This window comes from Collinsella sp. BM28 (assembly GCF_054551995.1).
Map to the genome: position 1 here is coordinate 1,041,929 of NZ_JBTOLJ010000001.1, position 15,244 is coordinate 1,057,172.

At 53.8% G+C, this 15,244-nt stretch carries 15 protein-coding genes; all 15 read right to left on the reverse strand.

Going from position 1 to position 15,244, the window contains the following annotated elements:
- Positions 1 to 123 precede the first annotated feature (123 nt).
- The 15 genes from ACX9NZ_RS04510 to ACX9NZ_RS04580 all read right to left on the reverse strand — a co-directional run bounded on the left by ACX9NZ_RS04510 (position 124) and on the right by ACX9NZ_RS04580 (position 15,151).
- On the reverse strand, positions 124 to 834 hold the full coding sequence (locus tag ACX9NZ_RS04510) for an IS1595 family transposase (RefSeq protein WP_407496989.1): 711 nt from the start codon (positions 832 to 834) through the stop codon (positions 124 to 126).
- A 56-nt stretch (positions 835 to 890) separates the two neighbouring features.
- Entirely contained in the window at positions 891 to 2,060 is a 1,170-nt protein-coding gene (locus ACX9NZ_RS04515) for a UDP-N-acetyl glucosamine 2-epimerase (protein ID WP_407496979.1), read from the reverse strand.
- Between the two features lie 13 nt (positions 2,061 to 2,073).
- Positions 2,074 to 3,399 (reverse strand): MATE family efflux transporter, encoded by a 1,326-nt coding sequence (locus ACX9NZ_RS04520; protein ID WP_407496981.1) that lies wholly within the window; start codon positions 3,397 to 3,399, stop codon positions 2,074 to 2,076.
- The gene (locus ACX9NZ_RS04525) at positions 3,392 to 4,519 is read right to left on the reverse strand and encodes a hypothetical protein (protein ID WP_407496983.1); all 1,128 of its coding nucleotides are present in this window, start codon (positions 4,517 to 4,519) and stop codon (positions 3,392 to 3,394) included. Before ACX9NZ_RS04525 ends, ACX9NZ_RS04520 begins: the two co-directional genes overlap by 8 nt.
- Before the next feature lie 119 nt (positions 4,520 to 4,638).
- A complete protein-coding gene (locus ACX9NZ_RS04530) occupies positions 4,639 to 5,610 on the reverse strand; it encodes a hypothetical protein (protein ID WP_407496985.1) in 972 nt (323 codons plus the stop codon).
- 3 nt (positions 5,611 to 5,613) lie between these two features.
- A complete protein-coding gene (locus ACX9NZ_RS04535; protein ID WP_407496987.1) occupies positions 5,614 to 6,831 on the reverse strand; it encodes a polysaccharide biosynthesis C-terminal domain-containing protein in 1,218 nt (405 codons plus the stop codon).
- Positions 6,831 to 7,880, reverse strand: coding sequence for a polysaccharide biosynthesis protein (locus ACX9NZ_RS04540; protein ID WP_459389432.1), 1,050 nt, complete (start codon positions 7,878 to 7,880; stop codon positions 6,831 to 6,833). Before ACX9NZ_RS04540 ends, ACX9NZ_RS04535 begins: the two co-directional genes overlap by 1 nt.
- Positions 7,881 to 7,909: 29 nt before the next feature.
- Entirely contained in the window at positions 7,910 to 8,791 is an 882-nt protein-coding gene (locus ACX9NZ_RS04545; protein WP_407496884.1) for a polysaccharide pyruvyl transferase family protein, read from the reverse strand.
- Positions 8,778 to 10,091 (reverse strand): glycosyltransferase family protein, encoded by a 1,314-nt coding sequence (locus ACX9NZ_RS04550; RefSeq protein ID WP_407496882.1) that lies wholly within the window; start codon positions 10,089 to 10,091, stop codon positions 8,778 to 8,780. The genes ACX9NZ_RS04545 and ACX9NZ_RS04550 overlap by 14 nt, the downstream gene beginning before the upstream one ends.
- Positions 10,084 to 11,223: a glycosyltransferase family 1 protein gene (locus ACX9NZ_RS04555; protein ID WP_407496880.1), complete on the reverse strand. Its 1,140-nt coding sequence runs from the start codon at positions 11,221 to 11,223 to the stop codon at positions 10,084 to 10,086. Before ACX9NZ_RS04555 ends, ACX9NZ_RS04550 begins: the two co-directional genes overlap by 8 nt.
- Complete coding sequence (locus ACX9NZ_RS04560) at positions 11,224 to 12,030, reverse strand: sugar transferase (protein WP_407496878.1); 807 nt, start codon at positions 12,028 to 12,030, stop codon at positions 11,224 to 11,226. It lies immediately after the preceding gene.
- 33 nt (positions 12,031 to 12,063) lie between these two features.
- Positions 12,064 to 12,624: an antiterminator LoaP gene (loaP, locus tag ACX9NZ_RS04565; RefSeq protein WP_407496876.1), complete on the reverse strand. Its 561-nt coding sequence runs from the start codon at positions 12,622 to 12,624 to the stop codon at positions 12,064 to 12,066.
- A gap of 227 nt (positions 12,625 to 12,851) precedes the next feature.
- The gene (locus ACX9NZ_RS04570; protein WP_118653641.1) at positions 12,852 to 13,508 is read right to left on the reverse strand and encodes a tyrosine-protein phosphatase; all 657 of its coding nucleotides are present in this window, start codon (positions 13,506 to 13,508) and stop codon (positions 12,852 to 12,854) included.
- Positions 13,509 to 13,584: 76 nt separating this feature from the next.
- Positions 13,585 to 14,493, reverse strand: coding sequence for a CpsD/CapB family tyrosine-protein kinase (locus ACX9NZ_RS04575; RefSeq protein WP_407496874.1), 909 nt, complete (start codon positions 14,491 to 14,493; stop codon positions 13,585 to 13,587).
- A gap of 1 nt (position 14,494) precedes the next feature.
- A complete protein-coding gene (locus ACX9NZ_RS04580) occupies positions 14,495 to 15,151 on the reverse strand; it encodes a YveK family protein (RefSeq protein ID WP_407496872.1) in 657 nt (218 codons plus the stop codon).
- Between the last annotated feature and the right edge of the window lie 93 nt (positions 15,152 to 15,244).

The following is a 15,244-nucleotide window of genomic DNA, read 5'->3' on the forward strand; positions in this document are numbered from 1 at the left end:
ATTTTGATGACTATGGCGGCGTCGAAATCCCCGGATGCTCATCTCTCCGTCAAGGAAAACATGCGGATTTGCTTTGCCGTCACAACCACTCATGGTACACCTGTCAAAAAAGAAGGGGCTTGCCTAGTTTAGGGGCCTTTCGCGGAGTTCCCGAAGCATGAATCTGTACATGCCCCGCCCCCGCATGTCGAACCTGAACTCGCATTCCCTCAGATGGAGGTAGAAGTCCTCCTCGGGCATACCCTGGTATTTCACCAGCCTGTCCTTCGCGTGGCCCCAGAAGCCCTCGGTGCCGTCGATGCGGTCGCCCGGGTTCCCCCGCTCAACGGACCCGTTCTCGCCGCGGCTCACCCTGTGATGGTGCCTGCAGCCCCAGTCCACCAGGCCGTCGCAGGAGGCGGACCCGTCGGTGCACATGATGGGGTCCCTGGACGCCCTGCCCTCGATCACCCGCGTCGACGTCCCGCGGGTGACGTCCGGCACGATCCGGGTGCAGACCTCGCCGCCGCGCTTGGGCAGGCCGGAGACGATCGCCTCGCCCCTCGCCCCGCGGCCCCGGGCGCCCCGAGCGCGCCCCGCGCCGAAGTGGCCCTCGTCGGCCTCGGCCTCGCCGTCGAGGGGGCCGTCGGCCTCGCAGGCCTCCGCAATGCGGGCGCGGGGCATGCCGTGGTGGCGGTTGGCCGTGTCGCGGTTGAGGCCCGTCGGGGAGGCCGCGGAGAGCGCCGTCGCGTCGGCGCGGAACAGCCTCGGCAGCTCCCCGAACTTGCGCTCCGAGAGGTGCGATTTTTTTGACGTACTTGTTCTTCGGTGCCTTCTTGCTGCCCATGGCCTAATTCTAGAGCCTTTCCGGCCCCTAAACTAGGCAAGCCCCTTAATGTCACTCGAGGCCATTACAGACGCTTCCTCCACACCATCTTGTCCACGATGCCCGTGTAGGACTGGATGATCTTGACCACCTTGGTTGACACGCACTCGTCGGCGTAGTCGGGCACGGGGGCCTGGGGCAGCGACCCCTCCGCGTCCAGAGCCACGGCGGTGCGCACGGCGTTGAGCAGGCCGCGCCCGTCGATGCCGGCGAGCGTGAAGCACGCCTTGTCCAGCGCCTCGGGGCGCTCGGTGGAGGTGCGGATGCACACGGCGGGGAACGGCCTGCCGATGGAGGCGAAGAAGCTGGACTCCTCGGGCAGCGTGCCAGAGTCGGAGACCACGCAGAACGCATTGGACTGAAGACAGTTGTAGTCGTGGAAGCCCATGGGCTCGTGCATGCGCACCAGCGGGTGGAGCGCGAAGCCCGTCTCCTCGAGCCGCCTGCGGCTGCGCGGGTGGCAGCTGTAGAGGATCGGCATCCGGTAGGTCTCGGCGAGCCTGTTGATCGCATTGAACAGGGACTCGAAGTTGGCCCGGGTGTCGATATTCTCCTCGCGGTGGGCGGAGAGCAGCATGTACTTCTTGGGCTCCAGACCGAGGCGGGCGTGGACGTCGGAGGCTTCTATTTTTTCGAGGTTGGCGCGCAGGACCTCGGCCATGGGCGATCCGGTCACGTAGGTGCGCTCGGGGGGCAGGCCGGTGTCCTTCAGGTAGCGACGAGCGTGCTCGGAGTAGGCGAGGTTCACGTCGGAGATGACGTCGACGATGCGGCGGTTGGTCTCCTCGGGCAGGCACTCGTCCTTGCAGCGGTTGCCCGCCTCCATGTGGAAGATGGGGATGTGCAGGCGCTTGGCGGATATGGCCGAGAGGCAGGAGTTCGTGTCGCCGAGCACCAGCAGGGCCTCGGGCTCGACCTCCCTCATGAGGTCGTAGGAGCGCGCGATGATGTTGCCCATGGTCTCCCCCAGCCCGTCGCCCACGGCGTCCAGGTACACGTCGGGGTCGTCCAGGGACAGGTCGCGGAAGAAGATGCCGTTCAGGGTGTAGTCGTAGTTCTGCCCGGTGTGGGCGAGCAGGCAGTCGAAGTGGCGGCGGCACTTCTTGATGACCTCGGACAAGCGGATGACCTCGGGGCGCGTGCCAACGATGATGAGCAGGCGCAGGCGCCCGTCATTTGTAAATTGTCTACTCATTTCACCAATCTCCCTATTCATTATTCAACAATTTCAAATTAATATCTCTGCGCGCAACAATCGTCTGAATTAACGACGTGGGAACAAGGCATAGTGTGGTTGCGAACACCACGCCAATCCAGCCAATTCCTAAATGTCCAATTAGAATCGAAAGCGGTATCTTAAGCACAGCCCCGCATCCCAAACCCATCATCTGGGCAGTCAGAGCATTCGAGGCGTTCGCGTAGCAGGAAGAAGCATTCAATAAAAGCATTGATCCTGTATATGCCGCAAATATATAAGCATATGGGATAGATGGCACTAGCGTATCGGACCCAAGCCAAATCCTAAAAATAGGATGGATAAAGTTGGCTCCAATAAAACATAGTGCAGTTAAAGCAATCGCCGCCATAACAAATTTGCTGTGAACATTCTTTATCCAGCGATATCGCTTTTCTTCAATCGCGAGACCCATTGAGCTCCAAATTGGTTGAACTAACAAGCCAAAAAGGGTAATCGCCAAATTGAACAATCTGAAATATGTTGAATAGTATACGACGCTCTCCGATCCAACTAATCGCGCTATTAGCATCTCGTTAGAGGACGTAATTACCATCAAACAAACTTGGATAATAAAAAACTTCCCGCCAAGCCCACATACCGACCCTGCATGTTCAAGAGAGATGTATCGAAATGACGGGATCAACTCTCTAAATTTCGTCAAGAAATAATATACTGTAGCGATCAATAACGGCAAGTTCATACTAAGAACCTGAACCCATGCTATATAAAATAATTTAGATGCTGCAGAGCACCGCAATGGCACAAAAAGCGCCAGCAATACTGCTGCATTTGATATTAGTGCTATAAATGAAGGTAATGCAGTTTTCTCAAATGCGTAAAGCACAGCAGTAATCAGTCTTAACCAGAGTTGCAGTGCAGTACCAATCACCACAATGCTAAGCACCGCCCTTAAATCTGAAGTAGAAATGGCGTGCGCACCTATACCAAATAGCCGAGAGACAGGAGCGATATAAATTGCAGCGATCAATACAATTGACATGCCCGCGCTTAAGATACCTAAAGATAAATACGCAGAAGACACATATTTTCGTGCCTCCTCATTACTGCCGCGTGAACGACACGCAACGATTTTATTCCTCAGCCCGTTGCCAAGTCCAAAATCGAAAAATAACACCCAATTTAAAACTGATACAATTGCAAACCATAATCCCAGAATAGAGTTATCGTTAAAAAAAGCCAGATAACACGGCGTGGAGAAAAAGGAGACTACTAAAGCCAGGCCCTTAATCCCAAATGATGCAACGATGTTCTTAATGAGCGTGCTTGCATTAGTCATCTATGGCACCGCCGACCTTTTTATTCTCCATCTTTAGCATCATCAGCGGAATTGTAAGAAAAAGCAGATCGAAAATATGAGTCTCTTTATTCAGAATCATATATAAAAGCGTTATCAGAATAATCCTTTGCACAAAAGATAGGTTTTTAAGCCTCGCCACTCCAATAGCCGGCAGCAAGGATAATGCAATTCCTAAAAAACCATATGCCGCCATATAAAATGTTGAAGTAGACGTTTGCGCATCCACTGATGCGCGCAGCATCACCTCCCGTGCATAGGCTTCTGAGGCCTCGGTTAATCCAAGACCGAATACGGGATCTTCCAAAAACAAACGAAGGTTAATAACTGGCGCCTCGAGCCTTGTTGACGCAGTCAGCAAATCGAGATTCGCTATTTTTCCGAAAATCGTTGGATTTAGACTGATTAGCGCCCTAACGATATTTTCGCTCCAATAAATCAATGCAAGCGCTACAAGCAAACCAATCAGGCATAGCAAAATGCTTGTTTTGCTATTTGATCTGAAATATTTAGGCAGTAGGGCAATTGGCAAGAGTAGTATTCCCGCTGTCGAAAAAGTTGTGATAAGCGCTACTGACATAATGATGATTTGTTTGGGTTTATATTCACTGATGCCTACCGATTGAAACGAAATGGCCAAAAGCAGAATACTTGCAAAAATGCCAGGCTCCCAAAAGATGCTTAAGCTAGAGTACCAAATACCGGAATACATGTAATTTGGACTGCATACCGCAAGCAATCCCAGTTTGTACTTAATGGAGTTAAAGCTTGTAAACTCGTTGAAAAATAAATTCAAACCGAAGATATTGACCAGCACAAATTGCAATAATGCAAATATAGCGAGTGCAACAACTATAGTGTTTACTGTCTTAAAAAATAACTTACTGGGTACTGACAATGAAATTAGAAGCGCCGTTGATACGAGGAGTACCATCCGCATCTCTTCGGAGTCGAGTCGCATCCCATGCGCCATTCCGTCAATCGTGAAAATGCCCAACCATAAAATGATTGAAGCCTTAATCCAACGATTCGGTATGCACCCGCCCGATAAAGCCGGAAGAATCAAGCATGCTATTGCGAGCAGAAGCAGAATAGAACCCAATAGCATCGACCCGTTAAGAGTCAACATGAAAGATGAGCTATTATACAAACATGCACATACTAGTATAAGAGCAACAACTGAGAAATCTACTCGTAGGGCTGCGATTCTATTTAAGAGCCTCATTTCTTCTTTCCTTTAATCAGTAGAAGAAAAAACCTCACAAGGCTCTTTAAGCGATAGGATATAGGCTGAAGGATAATTTGATCAATCCTTTTCTCAACGTTATCATCCAAGCAATCTTCTCCCAAATGAATCAACGGAAACCGCAAAGGATAAGAGTCGATTCCACAAAAACGTTTCGTCATCTCGTCCTCCATGGAATTCCCGCCGTGGATAGACATAGCATCAACACCGATATTTTTTATTTGATTCCTTGACGGCATGATTCCAAAGAGGCGGTTGCACCTTATTGTAGAAACAACCTGGTAATCCCATGAGGCATAACCATACCCCAGGCGTCTTCTCAAAATCTCAGTATCAATACTAAGCTTCTGCTGCAAGCGAAGCCATCTATTCGAATAAGACTTCCTGAACTCTCTTTTTCCGTCAGAGGACAAATATCTACTGAAATCCTTGTCATAGTATTTACGATACTTTTTACTCCATGATGCCCAGCCGCACGGAAGAAGGCTTTTCGTCAAATAATATGATGATTGATTCAGCTCATCCAAATCTTCGAGATAATTCGTTCCGCATATCCAGAATATTTCATCATTATTTCTAAATTTCTGAAGCATCTCTGCACAGTAGTCAAAAAACGATAACTCAGGAAGATTATCGTCTTCGAGAAAAATCGCTTCTTCTTCCTGTGAGAAAACCCAATCAGCTCCTAACCCAATATTGTTATATACTCCACGATTGACGTCTGCAAAATTCCGTATTACTTCACATTCCCAATCAATCGCGTTTAGAACCTTATCCCTACATTCATCGACCAGTATCTGCTCGTCAGGCGTTCTTCCCGCATCCGCAATCAGATAAATCTTTTTTACCCGAACTTCTCGAAGCCTCTCAATGATCTTTAACGTACAGCTCGTTCTTTTAAAGATAAATAAAACCACAGGGATATCAAACGTGCCATGTCCAATCAACCGCTAGACCTCCTCGAAGTAGGTGTCGGGGTCCTCGGGGTCGAAGGGCTCGTTGACCCACATGACCGTCACGAGGTCCTTGGAATCGGAAAGGTTCTCGATGCAGTGCGTGGTGCCGGGCGCCATCTCGACGACCATCGGATTCTCACCGCTCACGCGATACTCATCCACAGGGAACTGCTTGCCATCGGCATCAAAGCCGACACGGCGCAGACGAATCGACGCCTCGCCAGATACCACCAGGAATCGCTCCCACTTGGAGTGGTGCCAGTGGTTGCCCTTGGTGATACCAGGTTTGGAAACATTGATGGAGACCTGACCGCGCTCAGGCGTGCGTAGGAACTCGGTAAAGGAACCGCGATCATCACAGTTGGCCTTCAACGGATACGCCCGGGAGCCCACGGCGTAATAGCTTTCAAACGTGCTCCAAAGCTTCTTGGAAAAAGAGCCGTCAGCAAGACTCGGGACCATAAGGTCGTCGCGGCTCGACTTGAACGATTCGAGCAGGGAGACGATCTGGCCCAGCGTCACATGATCCGTGGGATGGCACGTGCAGAAATCCTCACCATCGATCTCGGTTAGGCCGTCATAGCCACAGCGATGCTCTTCACCGAGCAGGGAGGAAAGCATCTCGGCGACCAAGTCATCAATATAGAGGAGCTCAAGCTCGACCGTGGGATCGTTCACCGTGTACTCGTCACCGTTTGCGATGGCATCGCAAAACGTCGCGACAGCGGAGTTATAACGTGGGCGGCACCACTTGCCGTACAGATTGGGGAAGCGGTAGATCAGGACCGGGGCACCGGTGCGCCCGGAGTACTCGCGGAAGAGGCGCTCCCCCGCCAGCTTGGACTCGCCGTAGGCGGAGCCCGCGTAGCGGCCCGCCAGGCTCGCCTGCGCGGAGCTCGCGAGCATCACGTGGCACGCGTTGCCGTGGCGCTCCAGCGCGGCGAGCAGGTCGGACGCAAACCCGAAGTTGCCGGCCATGAACTCGTCGGGGTCCTCCGGGCGGTTCACGCCGGCGAGGTTGAACACGAAGTCCGCCTTTGCGCACATCTCGTCGAGCTCGTCGGCCGTCGTCTCGACGTCGCACTCCATGACCTCGAGGGGCAGCAGGGGCCGGAAGCGGCCGCGGCGGTCCCTGCCGTCGCGGATCGCCCCGAGGGCCTCGCAGAGGTTGCGTCCGACGAACCCCCTGGCGCCGGTGACCAGGACGCGCATCACTGCACCGCCTCGTGCTCGCGGCCCTCGAGCGCCAGCTGCACGTACTCGGCGGTCTTGATCTTCTCGACCGTGCCCGCGACATCGAGCCTCTCGGTGTTGTGGGAGGTGTAGGCCTCGTCGGCCTGGGTCCTGACGTCGCCCTCCACGAAGAAGCTGTCGTAGTTGAGGTCGCGGCTGTCGCAGGCGACGCGGTAGTAGTCGCCCATGTCCTCGGCCCTCAGGCGCTCCTCGCGGGTCATGAGGGTCTCGTAGAGCTTCTCGCCGTGGCGGGTGCCGATCACCTTGGTGCCCACATGCCCGAACACCTCCTGGACCGCCTCGGCCAGGTCTCCGATCGTGGAGGCCGGCGCCTTCTGGACGAACAGGTCGCCGGGGTCGGCGTGCTCGAAGGCGAACTGCACGAGGTCGACCGCCTCGTCGAGGTTCATGAGGAAGCGGGTCATGCTGGGGTCGGTCACCGTGAGCGGCTCGCCGCGGCGGATGCGGTCGATGAACAGCGGGATGACGCTGCCGCGCGAGCACATCACGTTGCCGTAGCGCGTGCAGCAGATGGTGGTGCGGCCCGCGCCGTTGCGGGCGTTGGCGTAGATGATCGACTCCATCATGGCCTTCGACTTGCCCATGGCGTTGATGGGGTAGGCGGCCTTGTCGGTGGACAGGCACACGACCTTCTCCACTCCCTCGGCGATGGCGGCGTGCAGCACGTTGTCGGTGCCGATGACGTTGGTGCGCACGGCCTCCATGGGGAAGAACTCGCATGAGGGCACCTGCTTGAGCGCCGCCGCGTGGAAGACGTGGTCCACGCCGCGCATCGCGTCGCGCACGGACTGGGCGTCGCGCACGTCGCCGATGAAGAAGCGCACCTTGGAGGCGAGCTCGGGGCTGCGCTCCTGCAGGCGGTGGCGCATGTCGTCCTGCTTCTTCTCGTCTCGGGAGAAGATGCGGACCTCCTCGAAGTCCGTGTCCACGAAGTGCTTGAGCACGGTGTTGCCGAAGCTGCCCGTACCGCCCGTGATCATGAGGGTCTTACCTGCAAAACTTGCCATAATTCAATCTCCCTATTAATTCGATCGATTTACTGAAATAGATCAAAAGGAAATGCCGAGAGCAGTTCCTCGCGCATCGTTTTTAAATTCGGAATTTCAGGAGGCGCCAAATACGAAACTTCTGATAAAGAATGAGCAACTGGATGCTTCGACCGGCCCGTCGATTCATACCAGTCCTCATACTTCATAAAGTCGCAATTTGGCATCATTAGAATTGCTGGAACGCCATAAGCCTCAGCCAGAATAACGCCATGCAAACTGGTAGAGACAACAATCTCGACACTCGTTATCTCGTCAATAAAGTGGTGATAGTCATCGGTTTTAATGTCGATATTTATGTAATTCCCGTCCAGCTTCTCCGTATCGAAGAAACGCTTAGATCCATCTTTGTGAATGATTAACCCGTACTTTGCCACTTTTCTAGCGTTATCCGGCATGTATATCTCCGGCATAAATACCGCAGGGTCCCCATAAACTGCCGGCACCTCATATCCGTACTCCAGCAACAGGGCTCTTGTCACCGGTCCACGCACGGCACGAATGTCGAGTCTTCTTTTCTCGACACGATAGAGTAGCTTAGGGTTAAGAATGCCACTACCCCAGATTGTACAATCTTGAGCACCCGCCGTAATGACGCTGCCAATAGCGCAGAGATGCTTTGTCCCATCGATTTCGGTATCAAGAGTCAATCCTCTAGAATTCAAAATATGCTCGACAACAACAGGAGAAATAGCATCGCCAAGATTTGGAAGTTCGCTCCAGTAGTTCAGGTTGACCCTATTTGCCCTGGCCTTAGCACCAGGCTGCAGAAGTATGTAGTTATTTGCCAGTGGCTTAAAAATTAGGAATAGCATCTTTTTGGGAAGCGACCCAATTCTCTGCTTTATTCCCACTTGCTTACTCTCCGTCACCGGTAGCATTCCTCTCCAATAGCTCTGAAAACGTATCGATTAGCAGCCTCTGAACTGCGTCACGCCTATGGTTTTTGCAACCAGCTGCCCATGCATTGTTTGCATATTCAGTTAATTGGCCTTTATCTAAAGCTAGTCGCATCAACTGAGCTGGAAGTTGATCCAAATCATTCACCACAACCCCGCATCTTTCCTTCTTAATATAGTTGGTAGCAGTTGTAGGTCCTCCAAGCGACAAGATGCATCGAGCGGCATTTAGGTAATCGACTATTTTTGTCGAGAAGGAGTACCTACATTCCTCCAGCTCTTTTACGTCTGTAGACTCCACGTGAACCAAAATATCCGCCTTGTCAAAAAGTGCTGGCAGCTCCCTGGCATCCACTCCACCATGGAGACTCGATTGTTTTGTATTTAGGCGTTCCTTCATTTCTGGCGAACAGGGCGTATGGGTGTAGATGTCAAGCTGGGCTTTTGTTTCGCAATTCAGATTGCAAAACTCTACTGCATCTATAAGCCGGGCCAACACCTTCCATCGGCCTGCACCTATATTGCCTGCGTAGAGCAAATGAAGTTCATCCTCTTCACGCAGAATGTACTCCGGCTTTGATGTGAAGTCATACGCCTTTCGAAGGAGTTTTGTCGGCTTGTCAAACAGACACGAATAAAACTCACCCAGCTCAGGGGTAATCGTGAAAATAACACTCGCTGATTTTGCGCACCTTGCCAAACTTCTACGCTCAAGAACGGCGCGAATATAATAGAAGGGTGACAAGCGACCATGTTTTATCGAATAGTGTTCATCCCATCCATACACAACAAGAGGAATCGAATAGCGGCGCGAAATGAACCGCATTAAATCGTTAACAACTGGCACGCGCCCCAAAGCCCCGAAAACTATATCTGGTTTTTCTTCTCGAATAAACTCGTCAAGCGCTCTGGAGTTCCAATTGCCCAGCACTCCGATACAGTCCTGAGCTAATAAAAATGAGTCCCACCTAAGTTGTCGAGCTTTGTTATAGGCGGCAGGAAGCGAAGGATCGGCGCCTTCCTTCACCTCTTTTTCTTTTGAAATTGTTACGCGTTTTCCTACTGCTTTTCGCGTAACTATACTTTTAGCCAGTTCCTTTTCTGAAATATGGAAACAGGCACCCTCGTATTCATTCGATGGAAACCCATCTCTGAAATATAGCTGAATAATATTTAGCTCTTTTTCGAGCCCTGAGAATATATTTGAAAAAGTATTCCCGACGCTCGTGTCTGTACGCCAGGGCACATTTGTAACAACCAACACATTAATCATTTAATGCTGCTTTCAGCTCACTCTGATTTGCCGCCTCGAATAAACTCGTATAACGAACAGCCAAATTTACAGATTCTCTTGAAATGTCGTAACCTTTAGCTTTTGCTGCAGATGCATACCCTACTCTCTGTTTGTTTTCGCGATTTTCAAGTATCACTGCCGCCCAGAACTCAGGACCTTGATCTAAATGCAAACTTCGAGCGACAGGGGCTATATAAGCCTCGCTGGGAACATGCTCTGACAAATAAGTTGGCAAGCCGGCGACCTGAGCCTCAACGGCGACCATTCCCAGGCCTTCATAGTTACTGGGAAGGCAGAACGCATCGAACGCTTGATACAAAGAGCCAACTTCGCTTCTATTGGGTAAAAACAGCACCTTGTTTACGAGATTCAAAATCTCAACACGCTTCTCAAGCTTTGCGCGAAGCGGGCCATCGCCGACTATCAGCAGGCGGGAGTCGGGCATCTGTTTCTCTATATTCGCAAAGACTTCCAATAAGAACTCTTGATTCTTTTGCGTAACAAGTCTCCCGACATGCCCAAGAACAAAAGTGCCCTTATTAATTCCGAGTTCGCTTCTAGCTCGTTGACGAATCTGGGGGTTAAAGCAGAATGACTCTAGATTGATTGCATTTTTAATTATTTCAAAATTTGCTCCATTTCCGAATAACCACTTCCCCGCTAAATCACTACAGGCAAATCGATTAGTTGGATATCTATTTGCCTGCTTCTTCAGCAACGATTTAATTACGTTCTTTATCGGCTCACCGCTACCCCCCGTGCTGTGGCTATGCGCAATGCGCACAGGCACGCCCGCCTTGGCTGCTGCATGCAGAGGAAACACAGACATCGCGTTTATGTGACTATGGACTATAAGCCAACCGTTATTTTCAAATAAATCTGATAGCTCTCTCTGGTAAAGAACTGGCTTCTGATACGGAGGTACTGTAAAAATACGCCCGCCCAAATCTAGTATTTCCTCAGTTGGGACCCTTGGAGAATCCGCGTCAACGATAAAATCAAACTGGATGCACGACCGATCGATGTTGCGATAGTAATTCATCACAACTTGCTCGACCCCACCGCCAAGCATCTTGCCCATCACATGAGCGACCCTGATCGGCTCAGGCATCTACGCCGCCCCCTTCCCGGTGAAGACCACGGCTATGGTCTGGAAAATGATCTTGAGGTCCATGGCGACCGACCTGCGAGCGATGTAGCCGAGGTCGAGCCGCACCATGTCGTCGAAGTCCACGTCCGAGCGTCCGCCCACCTGCCAGGGGCCGGTGAGGCCGGGCTTGACCGCCAGGCGCTGCATGGCCCACTCGTCGTACTCGGCGACCTCCTCGGGCAGCGGGGGCCTGGGGCCCACCACGGACATGTCGCCCAGAAGGACGTTCAGGAACTGCGGGAACTCGTCGATGGAGTGCCTGCGGATGAAGCGGCCGATACGCGTGACGCGCGGGTCGTCCCTCATCTTGAACATGGGGCCCTCGACCTCGTTGGAGGCCATGAGCTCGTCCTTCATCTTGTCGGCGTCCTTCACCATGGAGCGGAACTTCCACATGGTGAACTCGCGCGGCCTGCCGTCGGCGCCGATGCGGCCCACGCGCCTCTGGCCGTAGAGCGGGCAGCCGGGGCTGTCGATCGCGATGGCGGCGCACAGGATCGCGCCGGGCACGAGTCCCACGGCGATGACCGCGGCGGAGAAGGCGATGTCGAAGGCCCGCTTCGCGACGCGGTAGCCCAGGCGCTCGCGGTCGAAGGCCTCGGCGTTGCGCATGAGCGTGAGGCGGCGCACCGAGCGCTCCTCCTGCTTGGCTGATTCTCTTGTTCCTGCAATGGGAATAGTTGTGGGAGCTGGAACGACCGTGGACTCAACGCCCCTCGTAGCCGAATCGTCGAGCGCGGCCACCTCGGGGCTGTCTACAGGTTGCACAGGGAGCTGCCCCCCCCCGGTACGTTTGTAAGGCTAGCGTCTGAGGCTGTCACCCTTCGACGCTGGTATGTCTTCTCTTCGACCGACAATTCCCAGTCCCACCTTTGTTGCGACTCTTCGTCCACATATCTCGAGCTCCACAAAGGCAAGGTTCTTATGGCGGTTTACGTTCGTGATACGCGCCTCGTGCCCACGGAGGGGGCCGGAGAGGACGGCGACGTGCTCCCCATCCATTACGCCCACACTCATGTCCACGCATCGACTTCCCTTATTGGTAAGGGCTTCGATCCATGCGCGCTCATCACTGGCCAAGGGAACGAACGACTCTCCCATCTTGAGGAGGAGGGTGTACTCGGGAATCTCGCGCAATGCGCGTATAACCAAATCAAGCCGACTGCTCACCACGATTACGTAACCTGGAAGCAGGGGCTTCTCAACATCAACCCACTCCCCCGCACGCTTCATTTGCGTGGCGTACCGCGGAGAGAAACACTCTTCAACTGCTCCCTCAGGTGCCATGTGTTCAATCAGATTGCACAGCTTGCGCTCGGCACCCGTAGGCACTTGAATCACATACCATGAAACTGCAGCCATGGCTTCCTCCTCTTCGCGCGGCATAGCTTCGCCATAGGCGTACGCCATGCGGGAAAGTCGTATTCGCTCTCTTGGCACCGCTGGGCTCTGCACGTGGCACGATCCCCTTAGGAGCAAGATATGTACGCAGAAAGCTTTACCGGCCTCCTGCCCCGTTGGCGCTCGAACCCGTGTTCAAGTGCAAACGGGGCAACATGCCAAATCAAATTCTCTTATAGGGTATCAGTTTAGATCCTCATATGCGACCCACGTCGTGGATATTTGTCGATTGCGCGAGCAAGATACATATAGTGTTCGGGCCTATGCGCATCGCTTGCAATATACCGATACAAATTGCGGTCAAACAGCTTCTTAGCGGGCTTTTTCTCTTTACCAAAGCGACCCCCGGCAAGAAAGTCGGAAGAGGCCTGCAAGTGACATCCCATTCGCACAAGCCGCTCTGCAATGTCAGGTTCTTTTTGAATTGCTCGATACCGCTCGGGGTGGGCGATAATCACCGAATAACCGAGACCTTGAAGCTCAAAGATGGTCCGCTCGTAGTCGGCAAAATCGCGCTCAGTAGCGTGGGGGTCAAGCTCAAGGAGAAACTCGTTGCCCCCGTCAAAACACAGGTAGGGCGCCCACTGCTCCACCCCCAGCTCCATGAGCTTAGGGTGCGCCACCTCAAAGCCCATCTGCAGGGGAAAGCCATCCGCATGAGCCTGCAGCTCGCGGAATGCCGCCCACATAGCGTCGTAGTCAAAATAAGGATCACGGCAATGGGGTGTGCAGACAATACTCGTCACACCAGCAGCCTTGGCAGCCTCGAGCATCGAAAGGCTCATGGCAAGATCACGAGCGCCGTCATCAACGCCGGGAAGTATATGGCAATGGATGTCTCTCATGACTGCCCCCTCGCTTCTTTAGTAAAGCTCCGCCGTGCTCGTGGCACGGCGGAGCGGTCGATACTCGCTGTGGCGCTTAGTTCTTCTTGGCGCCCGCACTCATGCTTGCGATAAACTGCGCCGTCGAGTCGGGAGCGATCTTACCCGCCGACGCACCGGGAGTATTGGGCAGGGGCTTAAGGCCCGGAGCGGCATTCGCCGAGCGCGCGGATCCTGCAGGACGGGCGGCGGAGCGCGACGCAGGACGTGCGCTGGGCTTGGAAGGCGCCGGCGCGGCAGAGGGCGCGGAGGTAGGAGCACTCGGGGCGTTAGCATCGTCGCCGCCGCGAGAATAATACTCGGTGTAATACTCGCTCTTCTCGCTCTTGCACAGGTTCATGACGGCACCCAAGACATTCGCGCCTGCCTTCTCAAGCTGCGCAAACGAGGCGGTAAGCTCATCGCGGCGCACAACATTCTGGCCAACGACCAACAGCGTGCCGTCGGCAACAGTGGAGAGAATCGCGGCGTCGACGAAGGCGGACAGCGGCGGCGTGTCAAAAATGACGTAGTCGAAGCTGGAAAGCGCAGCCTCGGCTAAATTACGGAAGCGCTTGGAATCGAGTAGGGCATCCGGATTGGGAATGTGGGGTTCGCAATCGAGGAAATACATGCCGCGGGCAGCGGTGCTCACCACGGCGTCGGCAAGAGAGACCTGACCGCACAACACGGCATACACACCGGAACGCGCGTGCACGCCCAAGCTGTTCGCAACGGACCTGCGACGCATGTCGGTCTCGACCAAAAGCACCTTGCTCCCCGAGCTGGCCATGGCCTCGGCAAGCGAGATGGCCACCGTGGTCTTGCCCTCATTGGGAACCGACGACGTCACCACAATGGAGCGAATCGGATCGTCAACGGAGGCGAAGCGAATGTTGGCCGCAAGCGTCTTGATCGCGTTCTGCATAAGGATCTGGTCGACACCGACCTTCTGCTGCTTTGCCATATTAGCGGCCCCCTTTCACAAGCGGAATGCGTCCGATAACCGGAACACCCAGAAGCTCCTCGACTTCCTCGGCGCTACGGACCTTCATGTTGAGCATATCGGCAACAACGACGATCGCAACGGCTGCAAATAGGCCACCCATGCAGGCAACGGCTACGTACAGCGGACGCTTGGGGCCACTCGGCGCCTGGGGCGCGACCGCCTGGTCGATGATGTTAACGGCTTGGACCTTCATGACGTCCTGCGAGATGGCGGAGACGCTATCGGCGATGGCGTTCGCGACCTCGGCCACCTGCTGGGGATCGGTACCGGTCACTGACAGTTCGATAACGCGAGACGTGGTGGCACTGGAGACGGAGATTTCAAAATCGCTCAAGTTCTTGAGGCCCAGATCGTCAGCGGTCGCGTTCTGGACGCGCTTGGACTCCAAAAGCGTGGTGACGTCGTTTGCCACCATCTGGGAGGCTGAAAGATCAGAAGAGAGATTGCTCGAAGACTGGTCCTGGCTGGTAAGAACGTACAGGCTTGTGGTTGCCGTATACGTATTGGGCATTCCAATAAACGAATACACGGCAACAAGCAATGCGCAGATAACGGGTAGTCCCACGACCAGCTTCATATGCTTTTTCAATAATTCAAACAGCTCGAGAAGCGTCATTAAGCAACCTCTCCATCCCCAACGATACGAAGACACATCAAACAGTCGAATATATTACCAAACTGGGTAGATTTGTCTCCTGGAATGCATAAC

Excerpts from the sequence above, each read along its gene's own strand:
- ACX9NZ_RS04515 (WP_407496979.1), bottom strand. The coding sequence starts at position 2,060 with ATGAGTAGACAATTTACAAATGACGGGCGCCTGCGCCTGCTCATCATC.
- ACX9NZ_RS04520 (WP_407496981.1), bottom strand. The coding sequence starts at position 3,399 with ATGACTAATGCAAGCACGCTCATTAAGAACATCGTTGCATCATTTGGG.
- ACX9NZ_RS04535 (WP_407496987.1), bottom strand. The coding sequence starts at position 6,831 with ATGCGCGTCCTGGTCACCGGCGCCAGGGGGTTCGTCGGACGCAACCTC.
- ACX9NZ_RS04540 (WP_459389432.1), bottom strand. The coding sequence starts at position 7,880 with ATGGCAAGTTTTGCAGGTAAGACCCTCATGATCACGGGCGGTACGGGC.
- ACX9NZ_RS04550 (WP_407496882.1), bottom strand. The coding sequence starts at position 10,091 with ATGATTAATGTGTTGGTTGTTACAAATGTGCCCTGGCGTACAGACACG.
- ACX9NZ_RS04555 (WP_407496880.1), bottom strand. The coding sequence starts at position 11,223 with ATGCCTGAGCCGATCAGGGTCGCTCATGTGATGGGCAAGATGCTTGGC.
- loaP (WP_407496876.1), bottom strand. The coding sequence starts at position 12,624 with ATGGCTGCAGTTTCATGGTATGTGATTCAAGTGCCTACGGGTGCCGAG.
- ACX9NZ_RS04570 (WP_118653641.1), bottom strand. The coding sequence starts at position 13,508 with ATGAGAGACATCCATTGCCATATACTTCCCGGCGTTGATGACGGCGCT.
- ACX9NZ_RS04575 (WP_407496874.1), bottom strand. The coding sequence starts at position 14,493 with ATGGCAAAGCAGCAGAAGGTCGGTGTCGACCAGATCCTTATGCAGAAC.
- ACX9NZ_RS04580 (WP_407496872.1), bottom strand. The coding sequence starts at position 15,151 with ATGACGCTTCTCGAGCTGTTTGAATTATTGAAAAAGCATATGAAGCTG.